Here is a 14,216-nt window from a genome sequence, read left to right as displayed (position 1 = left end):
CGTAGGCGTGCCGGGCAAGCTCAGCGACGGTGGTTGACCTCCACTTCGACGTTCTTCAGAACGCCACCCATGGGAACATGCGGTTTGCGGACGCGGACGATCACGTCCTGCACCACATCAAAGCGTTTGAGCAATTCATCGGCAATCACGCTGGCGCAGGTTTCGAGGAGGTGAAAATTCTCGCGGTTGAAGATGTCGGAGACGGCGCGGTAGAACAGCGTATAGTCCACGGTCCAATGGAGATCATCGCTGCCTTCGTGGCGCGAAAAATCGCCGGCCACTTCCACATCCACTTCGAAAACCTGTCCCATGGAGCGCTCTTCGGCATAGGCGCCGTGATGAGCATAAAACTGCATGCCGTTCAGGCGGATTCTATCGTCGTTCTTCGTCATGACTGCTCCCCCAGATTCTGCGAAAACGAAGCGGTATTTGCGTTAATGCCTAAGGCCTCAATAATCTTGACCAATCCAACAATCATCCCTTCGAGACGATCAAGCGGCAGCATGCTGGCGGCGTCGGAACGCGCCTGGGCCACACGCGGATGAGTCTCGATAAACACACCGGAGACCGCGCCGGTCGCCACGGCGGCGCGGGCCAGAGGCTCGATGAATTCAGGAGTGCCACCGGACACGCCGTCCGGCCCGCTCATGCGCTGCACACTGTGAGTGGCATCGAAGACCACCGGGTAGCCGATGTCGGCCATCTTCACCAGCGAGCGCATGTCCACCACTAACTCGCGATAGCCGAAGCTGGCGCCGCGTTCGGTGAGCATGATGCGGTTGTTGCCGGTGGATTCCACCTTGGCCGCGCTGTGCCGCATATCTTCGGGCGCGACGAACTGGCCTTTTTTGATGTTCACCGGCTTGCCGGTTTTGCCCGCAGCGACGAGCAGATCGGTCTGGCGGCAGAGAAAGGCGGGGATCTGCAGAATGTCCACGATTTCCGCAGCGAGAGCCGCCTGCTCGGGCAGGTGAATATCCGTCAGTATGGGCAGTCCGACTTCGCGGCGCACTTTCTCCATGATCCGCAGGCCTTCATCCAAACCCGGACCGCGGAAACTTTCCACAGAGGTGCGGTTCGCCTTGTCAAAACTGGCTTTGAAGATGGGTAGCACACCTGTGCGCACGGCGATGGCGAAGAAGGTTTCGGCCACTTCGAGGCACAGGGCTTCCGACTCGATGACGCAGGGTCCGGCGATAATCGCCAGTGGAAAGTAGGCTCTATCCGACAAGCTTGTCCACCAGGGCTTTGGTCATATCGGTGGTGCCGTATTTGGAGCCGGGCAGAAGGTCGGGCGTCAGATATTTGCTCTCGGAGAGCACTTCGCGCACGGCGCGTTCAATCTTCAGGGCCGCTTTCTCTTCGCCGATATGGCGGAGCATGAGATTGGCGGATAGCAGCAAGCCGAGGGGATTGGCCAGATTCTTACCGGCAATGTCCGGCGCGCTGCCGTGCACGGCTTCGAAGACGGCGTAGTCATCACCATAGTTGCCGCCGGGAGCGACGCCGAGGCCGCCGACGAGCCCGGCCACGAGGTCCGACAGAATGTCACCGAACAGATTGGTGGTTACGATGACATCGAAGATGTAGGGACGGCGAACCATTTCCATTGCGGTGGCGTCGATGATGCGCTCTTCGCGGGTGATCTCGGGATATTCCTCGGCGACCTCGCGGAAGCAGGTGAGGAGAATTCCCGAAAACTTCTTCATGATGTTCGCCTTATGCACCGCGGTAACTTTCTTGCGGTTGTTGCGGCGGGCATATTCGAACGCGTAGCGGCAGATGCGCAGCATGGCCTTGCGCGTATTGAAGGCGACGAGCACGGCGGAGGACTTGTCGGTGCCTGTGTACAATTCCTGGCCGGCGTACATGCCTTCGGTATTCTCGCGCACGATGACGATGTCGACACCGGGCCGCGCCGAACGAATGCCCTGCAACGAGACGCAAGGGCGAAGGTTGGCGTACAGATCGAATTCCTGACGCAGGGCGACGTTGACGCTGCGGAAGCCCTCGCCGATGGGCGTGGTAATGGGGCTCTTCAGGGCAACGCGAGTGTCTCGGATCGAATCGATCAGCGCCTTGGGGACGGAATCACCGCCACCTTCTACGGAGGTCATGCCGGCCTGCTGAACATCCCAGACGATGTCCACGCCGGCGGCTTCGATCACGGACACGGCGGATTCCGCGATGGACGGACCGATGCCGTCACCGGGAATCAGCGTCGCGCGATGCGGGGAATTTGCGGTCATGACGTTGCGGCTTGCTCCCGTTTACGTGGGGTGGTTGCGGGCGTCGTGTCGGTTTCGGAATGCTTCAGACAGGCGCGCACGAAATCGCGGAACAGCGGATGCGGGCGCGTCAGGCGGCTCTTGAGTTCGGGATGGAACTGCACCGCGAGGAACCACGGATGGTTCTCAAGTTCGATAATCTCCACCAGATTTCCTTCTGGCCAGACGCCGGTCACACGCAGGCCGCTGGCTTCGAGAGTCTCGCGGTAGATGTTGTTGACTTCGAAGCGGTGGCGATGACGCTCGGTGATGGCATCGGTGCCGAACGCTTCATGAGCCAGAGATCCACGGGCCAGGAAGCAGGGATAGCTGCCGAGCCGCATGGTCGCACCCTTGAGGCGGATGCTGCGCTGCTCGGGCATGTAATCAATCACCGGATGCTTGGCATCGTTGGCGAATTCACGCGAGGTGGCTTTCTTGACGCCGCACATGTTACGCGCATATTCGATGACCGCCACCTGCAGACCAAGACACAGACCGAAGAACGGCAGACCGTTGGTGCGGGCGTGATGCACCGCGGCAAGCTTGCCTTCCAGGCCGCGTTCGCCGAAACCGCCGGGGACCAGCACACCGGAACATCCGGCGAGCAACTCCGTCGCGGATAGTTGTTCAAAATCCTCGGCTTCAATCCAGCGCAATTCCACGCGCGCGTCATGGTGCGCGCCGGCGTGGACAAAGGCTTCGATAATGGATTTGTAGGAATCGCGCACTTCCACATATTTTCCGCAGACGGCGATGCGCACGGTGCGATGCGGATGCTTGATGCGATTGACCAGCCCCTGCCATTCGGCCAGGTCCGGTTCCTTGGCGCGCATGCCGAGCCGCTTCAACACGCGGGCGCTGAGCTTCTCGCTCTCCAGAACCAGAGGCAGTTCATAGACCGTTTCCACATCTTTGACTTCGAAGACATCGTCCTTGCTGACGTTGCAGAACAGGGCAATCTTTTCGCGGACCTTATCTTCGAGGGTGTGCTGCGTGCGGCAGAGCAGAATGTCGGGCTGGATACCGATTTCGCGCAGATCCTTGACGCTATGCTGCGTGGGCTTGGTCTTGACCTCGCCCGTCGTGCTCAGGAACGGAATGAGCGTGACGTGCATGAACAGGCAGTTCTGCGGACCCTTTTCAAGGGCGATCTGGCGGATGGCTTCGAGGAACGGCAGGCTCTCGATATCGCCGACGGTGCCGCCGACTTCCACGATGACGACGTCGTAGTTCTCGCCGAGTTCGGCGACCTTGTAGATACGGTCCTTGATTTCGCCGGTGATGTGAGGAATAACCTGCACCGTCGCACCGAGGAATTCTCCCTTGCGCTCTTTGGTGATCACGCTATGATAGATCTGGCCGGTGGTGGCGTTATTGAGGCGGCTCATGTCCACATCAATGAAGCGCTCATAATGGCCAAGATCGAGATCGGTTTCGGCGCCGTCTTCCGTGACATACACTTCCCCGTGCTGATAGGGGTTCATGGTGCCCGCATCCACGTTGATGTAGGGATCGAGCTTCATGATCGTGACACGCAGGCCGCGCGCCTTGAGCAGACGCCCGAGGGATGCGGCGGCAATGCCTTTGCCCAGCGAGGAAACCACCCCGCCTGTCACGAAAACATACTTGGTCTTTTTGTGCCCGGGATTAGGCGTCTTAGTCACCATGATCAGTGTATCTTAGGTTGGGAAGGAGATCGCGAGGGATTTCAGGTCTTCCGGTGTGTCCACGCCGATGGAATATTGCGGAACCTGCACACATTGAATTGCAAAGCCGGATTGCAGCCAGCGCAGTTGTTCGAGGGACTCGGCCCGTTCGAGGGGCGATACCGAAAGTCCCGTCACGCGCAGCAGGACGTCCCGCTGAAAACCATAAATCCCCAGATGCCGGAAATAGGCCGGGCGGGCAGCGGGATTGCCGTCGCGGTGAAACGGAATGGGCGAGCGGCTGAAATAGAGCGCGCCGCCGGTGAGGGTGGTGACCACCTTCACCACATTGGGATTGGCCAAATCGGCGGCATTATCCAGCGGGGAAATGGCCGTGGAAAGGGGCGTGTGACCGTCGAGCAAAGCTCCGGCGACAGCGTTCACCGTTTCCGGTGCGATGCCGGGTTCATCGCCCTGTACATTCAGCACCGCGGAAAATTCCGGATGGCGGCGGGCGATTTCGGCGACGCGATCGGTACCGGACGCGTGGTCGGGCGACGTCATTTCGCAATCGCCGTTGAAGTCCTTGCAGGCTTCCACGATGCGGACGTCTTCCGTGGCGATAATCACGCGGTCCACATTTCCGGCGCGAGAGCAGCGCTCAAAGACATGCTGCACCATCGGCTTGCCGGCGATCAGCGCCAAAGGCTTGCCGGGAAAGCGGGTGGACGCAAAACGGGCAGGGATAACAGCCAAAACGGCCATATCAGCCTACAACCCTTGGAAGACGGAAGAATTCCCCAGTGCGGTCGGGCGCATTTTTCAGGGCCTCTTCACGCGTAAAGCAGGCGTGCGGCACATCAGGTTCCATCACATTGGACATATCCAAGACGTGATGAAGCGGTTCCACACCGTCTGTATTGACCTCGTGAAGCTGGTCAATATATTGAAAAACCTTATTTAACGTCTCGCGCATGGCCTCAGCTTCCTCCGGGGAGAGGCGGAGCCGGGCCAATTCGGCGGTACGTTCAATAATTTCTTTGGTAACAGTCACTTTAGAATCCTAATCGCACCAGATAGTGGGGGTCGCGAACCGACGGCAATCTATACCAAAAATCACCCAAAGTCAAGTGACTTTATCGGAGGGCAATTCCACGGTTCTGCGTCCGAATTGGAGCTGATACAGACGATAATAGATTCCGCGCTGGGCCAGCAACTGATCCTGGGTGCCTTCTTCCCGCAAACGGCCATGGTGGAAGACCAGAATCCGGTCGCAACGCTGAATCGTGGACAGACGGTGCGCGATGATGATAGAGGTTCGGCCTGAAAGCAGGCGCTCGATGGCATCTTGAATGAGCTGTTCGGTTTCAGTGTCGATGGATGCCGTGGCCTCATCGAGAATCAGGACCTGCGGTTCGAGCAGCAAGGCGCGGGCAAAAGCCAAAAGCTGCCTCTCCCCTGCCGAGAGTGTGGCTCCGCGTTCCATGACAGGTTCGTCGTAGCCATGGGGCAGGCGGCGGATGAAGCGGTCGGCATGCACGAGGGCGGCGGCTTTCTCCACTTCGGCACGGCTCTTCTCGGGCGAGCCGTAGCGGATGTTGTCTTCAATGGTGCCTGCGAAGACGAAGACGTCCTGCAAGACAATGCCCATCATGCGGCGGAGGATTTGCAGGTCAATGTCGCGAATGTCCACGCCATTGACAAGTATTTGGCCCTTTTGGACATCGTAGAAGCGGCTGAGCAGGGAGATCATGGTGGTCTTGCCTGCACCGGTGGCCCCGACAATGGCGACGGACTCGCCGGGCTTCACCATAAAGCTGACATCCTTCAGCACCCACTCTTCATCGCGGTAGGCAAACCAGACGTCGCGGAATTCGATGGAGACCTTGCTGATGGTTTCCAGATGGCCGTCGAGGTGGCCGTCACCGTTGGTATGGGGCACCAAGTCTGCCGCCACAGGAACCTGTGGGGGCGGGACTTCGATGGGGTGATCAATGACCTTGAAGACGCGCTCCGAGGCGGCCATAGCGCCCTGCAGGATGTTGTACTTTTCGGCGAGGTCGCGTACGGGACGGTAGAAACGCTCGACGTACTGAATGAAGGCGACCAGCGTTCCCAGCGTAAGGGCGCCTTTCAGAATCATGCCGCCGCCGCCGAAGATGATCAGTGCGACGGCCACGGACGAGACCAGTTCCACCGCCGGGAAGAACACCGAATAGTAGAAGATCGTCTGCAAATAGGTGCGCTTCAGATCCGCGCCGATGTCGTCGAACTTCTCGAAGTTCTTCGGCTCGCGGTTGAAGAGCTGCACCACCCGCATACCGACGATGTTCTCGTGCAGATAGCTGTTGAGGTTGGCGATTTTCAGCCGCGTGGCGCGGTAGAGATCGCGCACATGCTTGCGGAAGGTAAAGGTGATCAGCAACAACACGGGGATCACAGAGCAGGTGATCAACGCCAGTTTCCAACTGACGATGAACATCACCACCATGATGCCGAGCAGGGTGATCACATCGCCGACAATGGCGACGAGTCCCGAGCTGAAGAGGTCATAGAGCGCCTGCACGTCGGACGTGATGCGCGACATGAGCTGCCCGACGGGGTGCTTGTCGTAGTAGGGAATGGAGATCCGCTGCAGCTTTTCGTAGAGCTGGAGCCGCATACGGTAGACGATATGCTGCCCGGCGGCGCTGGTAAGATAGACCTCGCCCCAGCGTAGAAAGGCTCCGGCGATGGCGATGCCGATGAAGGCGAAGGTGATGAGCACCAGTCCGTGCCAGTCCTTGCCCTTGATGTAGACGTCAATCGCCCGTTTGACGAGCAGTGGTCCGGCCAGTTCGGCGGCGGCGCCGAGCACCAGCAGAAGCACCGCCAGCGCAATCATGCGCTTTTGCGCGCCCACGTAGCCCCACAGCCGCTTGGCGAGACGGGCGTCGTAGGCCTTGCCCATCACTTCGTCTTCGGGTTTCCAGCCGTTACCGGGTGCGCTCATGGCTGGGGCTCCGTTTCCAGTTCTTCGAGTTCGGCTTCCAAGCGCTGCATGCGGTCCAATTCGGCATAGTAGCCGCCGTTGGCCAGCAGTTCACGGTGACTGCCGCGCTCGATAACCGCGCCTTGGTCAAGCACAATGATCTCATCGGCATGCTTGACCGTGGAGACGCGATGGGAAATGATAATGGACGTTCTGCCGACCATGAAGCGCCGCAGGCCTTCGAGGATCTGCTCTTCCGTTTGGGTATCCACGGCGGCCAGAGAATCGTCGAGAATGAGAATCTTCGGATCTTTGAGCAGCGCCCGGGCCAGCGCGGTACGGCCTTTCTGTCCGCCGGAAAGGGACAGGCCACGTTCACCGACCATAGTGTCGAAGCCGCGCGGGAAGTCCTTCACGTCTTTGGAAATCTGCGAAATCTCCGCCGTTTCTTCGAAGCGTTCATCCGCCACGTGTTCGACACCAAAGCTGATATTCGCCCGCAACGTATCGGAAAACAGCAGGGCATCCTGCGGAACGACGCCGACCATGTCCCGCAGTGCGCGCAGATCCCATTCGGTGGTGGGAATGCCGTCAATCAGGACATGTCCGCCGGTGGGATCGAACAGGCGTGGAATCAGCGACACCAGCGTGGACTTGCCGCTGCCGGTCCGTCCGACAATGGCTACGGTTTTTCCCGCGGGAATGGTGAAGTCCAGATCGGTCAGAGCCGGAGCATTTTCTCCATAGGCGAACGTGGCATGATCGAAGACGATTTCGCCGCGCGCCGTGTGCGGAAGTTGAGGATTGCGCGGCGGCTGAATATCGGGAACGGCATCCAGCACTTCGCTGATACGCTTCATCGAAGCCGCGCCGCGCTGAAAGAGATTGGCGACCCAGCCAACGGCAATGATCGGCCAGGCGAGCATGCTCAAGTACCCGACAAAGGCGACGAAATCGCCGAGGGTCAGATGGCCGTTGATGATGCCGCGACCGCCGTAGAGCAGGATCAGCGCCGTGCCGATTTCGAACATCAGGCCCAGCACCGGCATAAACAGCGCCTGCGCTTTAGCCATCTTCAGATTTCGAACCACATATTCGCGGTGCAGCAAATCGAAGTCGCGCAGTTCCCGCTCTTCCTGAGCAAAGGAGCGGACCACGCGCACACCTGCGAGGTTTTCCTGCGCGCGGTCTGATAGCGCCGAAAATTGTTCCTGAATCCGCGTATGCAGTTTGAAAGTCAGCCGCCCGAGATAAAAGACGGTCAGGGAAATCAGCGGCGCGGAGATGAAGACCATCAGCGTCAACATGGGCGAGAGAATGAGCATCATCACCAGCGCGAAGGCCGCCATGCTGATGGTATCCATCGGATACATGATGCCGGGCCCCAGCACGGAGCGTACCGCTTCAAGGTCGCTGGTCATGCGGGCCATGATGTCGCCGGTGCGATGGCGATTGTAGAAGGACGCGGGAAGCCGCTGAAGCTGGGCGAAGACCGCATTGCGCAGGTCCAATTCCACGTGACGCGAGACGCCGATCAGCACCTTGCGCAGATAGAACCTCAGCACTCCAGCACTCAGCGCGACTGCGACGATCAGCGCGGCATATTTGCCCACGACAGCCCAGGAGCCTTGATTGCTCAGGCTGTCCACGGCCAACTTGAGCAGCCACGGTTCAAGAGCGCCAATTGCGTTGTTGACAATCACAATAAGCGCACCGAGAAGGATCGCGGTGCGATAAGGGCGGAGGTAAGGGAAGAGTCGTTTTAAAGCATTCATTCGTTACTAAGATATAATATTTCAGCCGGAAGGTCAATGTCCAGAAATGGCAAAAACCCGAGACCGCGGCCTGGGGTTCTGCGATTCATCTTAAGTCGGCTGCCATGCAACCTATCGATCAAGCCTGCAATTTCCTCATTTTACGGTTGCGCCGTACCAACAGCGGCAAGGCTCGCACGCAGTTTATCCGCGCGATCCTGTGGAGGATTCAGGGCGAAGTATCGCGTCGCCGCGCGGCGTGCATCATCAAATTTCCGCTGTTTGATACTGACCAGTGCGAGAGATTCCCATGCCGATGCAAGATTCGGATCATTCGTCACGGCATTTTGATAACATACCGCGGCCTGATCAAGATTTCCCAAATTCTCGTAGCAGATTCCCAAATTATTGCTGGCTTGCGGCCATCCCGGACGGGCGCGGAGCGCCTCCTCATAGATCTCCCCTGCCCTGCGGTCCTCGTGGGCACAGAGCAGGGCCAAGCCATAATCAAACAGGGCCTCGGGAGTCAGCGTTTGCAAGGCTGCCGCCTGCTCGTAGGCATGAACCGCGTCGGGGCAATGGCCGGCCTCATAGTAGAAGCGTCCGATCATGGCCTGGGCCTTCATCTGGCGCGGGGCAAGCTTAGCCAAAGCATCGACATGCGGGGCCGCCTGTTGAAGATCGCCTTGCTCCAGATAGTATTGCACAAGGGTTAAATGCGGCACCCATGCCTTAAGATCCGCATCTATGGCCTGTTGGGTGCGCTGGAGGCCCTGCTGGGAATCGCCTTCCCGGAAGGCAATTTCAGCCAATGCCATGAGCGCTATGGACGAATGAGGATCGCGTTCAAGCTGATGGGTCCACAGGCTGCGTTCCGAATGGAGAATCGGCAGGCGGATGGCCACAAGCGCGGCAAAGAGCAGAGCTACAGCGGCAGACGCCACAAAGAACCGTTTGCGCCGGATGATCTGAGCGGGAACGGAGAGGGAAAGTACGGATCGCAGAGCGTCCACCACGCAGAGCCAGAAGGCGGCCAGGCCCGAATAGGCGTAAAGATCCACGACGGGGGCAAAGGATCCACCGAACACATAGACAGGAAACAGGGTGCCCACATACCACGCGCCCGCCGCGGCCCAGAGTTGTCTGCGCTTCAGTCCAACCAGCAGCAAAACCATAAGCGCGACGAATACCAGCCAGGCGGCGATGAAGGCAATGCCGCGCGTTGCGGGATCGCTCCACTGAAGCTGCGTGGACCAGAAATCATAGTGCAGCGGCAGCAGAATGTGGGCCGTAGTGCGAAAGAACTGTTCGGGAAAGTACGGAATCGATTGCAGAATGTGGTCCTTGCCGAAGCCGCCGGAGATGGCCGCTCCCACCACTTTGCTGCGAATCACAAAGTACAGAAAGAGCGGCACAAGCAACAGACCGTAGTCGAGCAGGGCCGATGATTTGGGCGGCGCATTTTTCTTCGGTGCGTCATGCACCACGGGAGAAACATAATCCAGCAGTGCGGCAACAACCGGGGCAATTACCGCGATCTCCTTGGATGCGAGGGCAAGGAACAGCGCCGCCACGGCGCCAAGCCGGGAAAGCAGCGAGCCGCTTTGGCGCGCAGCGCGGAAGAGGATCAGGAAGAGCAGCATGAAGCAGGCGGCCCAGAGATCCGTTCGTCCGGAAATCCAACCGACGGAACTGATGGCGATTGGCGAAAGCGCCGAGAGCGCTGCTACCACCAACGCGTATTCAACTCCGATGATCGACGTGAACAATAGGAGAATCAGACCCGCGTTCGCCAGATGCAGCAGCCAATTGGAAACGTGCGACAGCGCGGGGGATCCACCGGACAGGCGGTACTCCAGCCAGTAGGTCGCAGAAACCCACGGACGGTAGAGATCGCTCTTGTCGCCCGCAGCGGGCGCACCCCACCAGAACGGGTGGGTTACCAGATCCTTGAAGCCTGTGTGCGAGCGAATCAGCTCACCGCGGCCTTGCAAGAGGTGGTAATCATCCACGACAAACTGCCCGGAGAGACCGGGCAGATAGGCCATGGCTACCAGCAACAACAACGCAATGGTCAGCGACCGGCGCGACAGGAAAACTGACGATTTCTTTACATGAAGGGGTGTGGCGGGAGCCTTGCGGGCGGAGGATGCGGACATGCGCGTCCTGTCCTTGAGTGGTTACCTGTAACGCTGTCGGCGCAGGGAGAATCCACTGCGCCGACAGGTTGTCAACGGACGAAAGGAATACGCGAAGGTTGACCGAGAAGGTCGGTCACGCTTTGGATTTTGCCTTGTTTTTGCCCTTGGCGGGTTCGGCGGTCGCTTTGGCGGGCTGATCTTTAAAGTCGTTGGTCTTTTTCATCAGCACTTCGGCGGTCGCCTTGTAGATGACAAAGTCCGCGGAAGCGCCCGTTTTGCGCAGGAAGTACTGGGTGGCTTCGGCATCTTTGGGGATCAGTTTCAACTCGATGGGCGAGCCTGAGGTAAGTTCCACCGTGATCGTGGCGGCAGACGCATCGAAGGCGGTGGGAGCAAGGCTGTCCACGAAGTCCACCGTCTGCATTCTGGCGAGCAGATTGGTAATGCGGTCAGCCGGACCCTTGGTGCCGATGAACGACGTCTTGCCATTGCTGACCGTCCACATGGTATCCTGTCGCTCCATCATCATGGTTTCCGACGGATAGCGGATGGTAATCTTGCGAATGTCCGCCGCGTTCAGTTCGGTAATGGTCTTGTCGCGCCAGTCCTTGGCCTTGCGCTTGAAGGTGCCAGCGTTATTGCCGCCCACTTCCCAGATGTCATCCGAGCCGTCCATACGGGCATACGAGTTGCCCGACGGACTCATCTTGCCCAGCCACACCGTGTAGGAATTCTTGCCGTCGCCAACGGTCACCTTGGCGCCGGCGCTGTCATCCACCTGAAATTCGCGGAAACGGTCGCGCTTGGAGGTGATCAGGGTCAGCCGCTTCATATCCTTGAACTTGCCGATGGCCGACTGCACGGTTTTGGAGGCGGCAGGATAGGTAACGGGGCGAATCATGTTCCAGTTATCGCCTTCCTTGACCATTTCCACGGACTCGCCGGAGGCGACGACGTTCAGCTTGTTCACCTTGGCGCTGTCCACCTGCACGAACGGACGATCCGCTTCCACCACGGGTTTGCTGCTTTTCTGCACCAGCCAGTAGATGCCCAGCAGAACGACGAGCGCGGCGAGCAGTACAACGGGGCGTTTCATAGTGTCACTCCCTTGCGGCGATTGCGCTTCGCGGTCCAGCGGAAGAGTCCGAGCATGAGCACGAGCGCGGGTGGCACGAACAGATTGGCGTACTTGACGGTTTGCTTGGTCGTATCGGAAATGTCCGGCTTCAGCGGACGAATCGCCGCTTCACGCGAACGGATGCTCATCAGGTCCTGATCCTGGCTCAGCCAATCGACGGCATTGAGGAAGAGAATCTGGTTGGGGCCGCCGCCCTGCGCATACTGGCCCTGCACGAAGTTGCCGTCGCCGATGACGACCATGCGCGTGTTCGGGCTCTGGGTGACGATGCTCACGGACGGCAGAGCGGCGGTACTGTCCTTGGGATGCGGCACGGGCTTGCCGGAGAAAAACGACTGGAACGTACCGGTCATGGCCACGCCGAGCAGTTTCTTGGGACCGACATAATCTTCGCGCTTCATTTGCGCCATGGGATTGATGTCATAGCGGCCTACCTGAAGCCGGGTCTTGTCGCTGGAACTGAACAGCGGCGCATACTGCACCTGCGCGCCCACGGGACGGACGGTGTCCACGGAACTGGGGAAGAAGAGTGTGAGCTGCTGCAGGTCCTTGACCATGGGATGCTGCTTGCTGATGTCCGTGATATTCGGGAAGGCCGGATAATATACCTGCGTGATCATCATAACGTTGCCCTGCGGCTGCTGCACGGTAATGGCCGCGGCGTGGGCGTCGGTGACCAGGTTGTTGCCCACGGCAAAACCGTAACCGCGCGTCATGTCGTCGATGCCGAGGTTCATGCCGCTGGCCTGCGAGGTTTGCGGATCGGCCTTCACCTTGTTGATAAACCAGCCGACCTTGCCGCCGTGCATCACATACTGGTCGATACAGAACTTCGTCCAGTCGTCCAGCGCCTCCTTGGGCTGCACGATGCAGAGCACGTCGATGTTGTTGTCGATCATGCTGTTGCCGGCTTCGGTGCTGACCGGGGTCACGTCGTAGTGCTTGGAAAGCGCGGTGGTGAGGTTCCGCATGTCCTGGCCGAGATCGGGCGTGCCGAAACCACCGAGGAACCCGACCTTGGGAATATGATCGGAGACCAGCCGCTTGATGGTGGAGGTCATGTCATATTCGAAGCCGTCGACGTCCTGAATAATGGGAATGGTTTCGTGCTTGTCGCCGTAGATCAGCACGAGGCCCATGTAGACCTTCTTGACCTGAAGGTTGTCCTTCTCCATGACGTTGACCTGAGCCGGCTGAATGCGGTAGCGCTGGGCTTCCTCTTCGAGCTTGGCTTCGTTGGCGGGATCCACGAATTCATAGACGAATTTGCCGTGGCTGTAAGCCTTATAGTCCCGCAGCACGTCATTGATGTATTCCGAGTTGGCATTGTACGGCGGCGGCAAGTTCTTCGTAAAATAGGCCTTGACCGTAAGGCGGTCGGAGAGATTGGCCACCGTGTGGCGGGACGCGGGGCTGAGAGTATAGATCTTCTTTTCCGTCAGATCGGCGCGGGTGAAGACCCGTGTGCCGATCAGGTTGATCACAACGACTATGGCGATCACGACGGCCAAGCTGGAGATGGACGAGACAGACCAGGTTTTTCGTTTCATTTGGCTATTTTCCTGTTTGGCTTGTTCGCTCAGTCGCCCTTGCGCCGCGACAGTGCGTGGCTGGCGAGTAACAGACTCACGTAGATCATCGAGAAGAAGTAGATCAAGGCACGGGTGTCAATGACACCGCGGGCGATGTTCTGGAAGTGGTACTCGATGGCCAGATACTCGAAAATGCTGGCGAGCGCCGGTGGAACGAAAAACAGAATCTTGTTGATGATAAAGAAGAAGAAGGAGATGGCAAGGGCGACGATGAAAGCGATGATCTGGTTCTCCGTGATCGACGAGGCGAAGACGCCGATGGCCAGATAGCCCGCGCCCATCAGGAACAGGGCGAGGTAGCCGGAGAACGTCTGCCCGCCGTCCATATTGCCGAGCATACTCACGGAGATCGCATAGACGAGGGTGAACAGCAGCAGGATCAGGATCAGTCCGAGGGCGGCGAGATATTTGCCGATGATGATCTCGGAATCCTTGATGGGATAGGTGAACAGCAGCTCAATCGTTCCGGATTTCCGCTCTTCGGCGACCAGCCTCATGGAAATCGCCGGCACAAAGAAGATGTAGAGCAGCGGGATAATTCCGAAGAGAGTCTGGAGATTGGCCTGATTCATCAGAAACAGGTTGGACGTGAAGAAGTATCCGGAGACGAGGAGGAAGAACATGAGAACGATGTAGGCAACCGGGGAATCGAAGTAGGAACGGAATTCCCTCTTGAAGATGACGAGTATGTTGTCCATATCTCT

Annotated in this window: 12 protein-coding genes; all 12 read right to left on the bottom strand. The window is 58.7% G+C overall.

What is annotated here, in order from left to right:
* Positions 1 to 20 precede the first annotated feature (20 nt).
* Positions 21 to 392, bottom strand: a complete 372-nt coding sequence (folB, locus tag VGL38_12235) for a dihydroneopterin aldolase (protein HEY3296192.1) — start codon at positions 390 to 392, stop codon at positions 21 to 23.
* Positions 389 to 1,231 (bottom strand): 3-deoxy-8-phosphooctulonate synthase, encoded by an 843-nt coding sequence (kdsA, locus tag VGL38_12230; GenBank protein ID HEY3296191.1) that lies wholly within the window; start codon positions 1,229 to 1,231, stop codon positions 389 to 391. The genes folB and kdsA overlap by 4 nt, the downstream gene beginning before the upstream one ends.
* On the bottom strand, positions 1,221 to 2,249 hold the full coding sequence (locus tag VGL38_12225; protein ID HEY3296190.1) for an isocitrate/isopropylmalate family dehydrogenase: 1,029 nt from the start codon (positions 2,247 to 2,249) through the stop codon (positions 1,221 to 1,223). Before VGL38_12225 ends, kdsA begins: the two co-directional genes overlap by 11 nt.
* Complete coding sequence (locus tag VGL38_12220; protein HEY3296189.1) at positions 2,246 to 3,937, bottom strand: CTP synthase; 1,692 nt, start codon at positions 3,935 to 3,937, stop codon at positions 2,246 to 2,248. Before VGL38_12220 ends, VGL38_12225 begins: the two co-directional genes overlap by 4 nt.
* A gap of 12 nt (positions 3,938 to 3,949) precedes the next feature.
* On the bottom strand, positions 3,950 to 4,681 hold the full coding sequence (gene kdsB / locus VGL38_12215) for a 3-deoxy-manno-octulosonate cytidylyltransferase (protein HEY3296188.1): 732 nt from the start codon (positions 4,679 to 4,681) through the stop codon (positions 3,950 to 3,952).
* A gap of 1 nt (position 4,682) precedes the next feature.
* Positions 4,683 to 4,970, bottom strand: coding sequence for an Asp-tRNA(Asn)/Glu-tRNA(Gln) amidotransferase subunit GatC (gene gatC / locus VGL38_12210; protein HEY3296187.1), 288 nt, complete (start codon positions 4,968 to 4,970; stop codon positions 4,683 to 4,685).
* Positions 4,971 to 5,042: 72 nt separating this feature from the next.
* Complete coding sequence (locus VGL38_12205; protein ID HEY3296186.1) at positions 5,043 to 6,908, bottom strand: ABC transporter ATP-binding protein; 1,866 nt, start codon at positions 6,906 to 6,908, stop codon at positions 5,043 to 5,045.
* Positions 6,905 to 8,662 (bottom strand): ABC transporter ATP-binding protein, encoded by a 1,758-nt coding sequence (locus VGL38_12200; GenBank protein ID HEY3296185.1) that lies wholly within the window; start codon positions 8,660 to 8,662, stop codon positions 6,905 to 6,907. Before VGL38_12200 ends, VGL38_12205 begins: the two co-directional genes overlap by 4 nt.
* A gap of 140 nt (positions 8,663 to 8,802) precedes the next feature.
* Positions 8,803 to 10,800, bottom strand: a complete 1,998-nt coding sequence (locus VGL38_12195) for a tetratricopeptide repeat protein (GenBank protein HEY3296184.1) — start codon at positions 10,798 to 10,800, stop codon at positions 8,803 to 8,805.
* A 115-nt stretch (positions 10,801 to 10,915) separates the two neighbouring features.
* Positions 10,916 to 11,878: a DUF4340 domain-containing protein gene (locus VGL38_12190; protein ID HEY3296183.1), complete on the bottom strand. Its 963-nt coding sequence runs from the start codon at positions 11,876 to 11,878 to the stop codon at positions 10,916 to 10,918.
* Positions 11,875 to 13,470, bottom strand: a complete 1,596-nt coding sequence (locus VGL38_12185; GenBank protein ID HEY3296182.1) for a Gldg family protein — start codon at positions 13,468 to 13,470, stop codon at positions 11,875 to 11,877. The genes VGL38_12190 and VGL38_12185 overlap by 4 nt, the downstream gene beginning before the upstream one ends.
* Positions 13,471 to 13,499: 29 nt before the next feature.
* Positions 13,500 to 14,210: an ABC transporter permease subunit gene (locus VGL38_12180; protein HEY3296181.1), complete on the bottom strand. Its 711-nt coding sequence runs from the start codon at positions 14,208 to 14,210 to the stop codon at positions 13,500 to 13,502.
* Positions 14,211 to 14,216: the final 6 nt, after the last annotated feature.

It is taken from the genome of bacterium (assembly GCA_036504735.1).
Taxonomy (GTDB): domain Bacteria; phylum Electryoneota; class RPQS01; order RPQS01; family RPQS01; genus DASXUQ01.
Note: the sequence above shows the minus strand (reverse complement) of the source record. Positions and strands in the feature narration are given on the sequence as shown.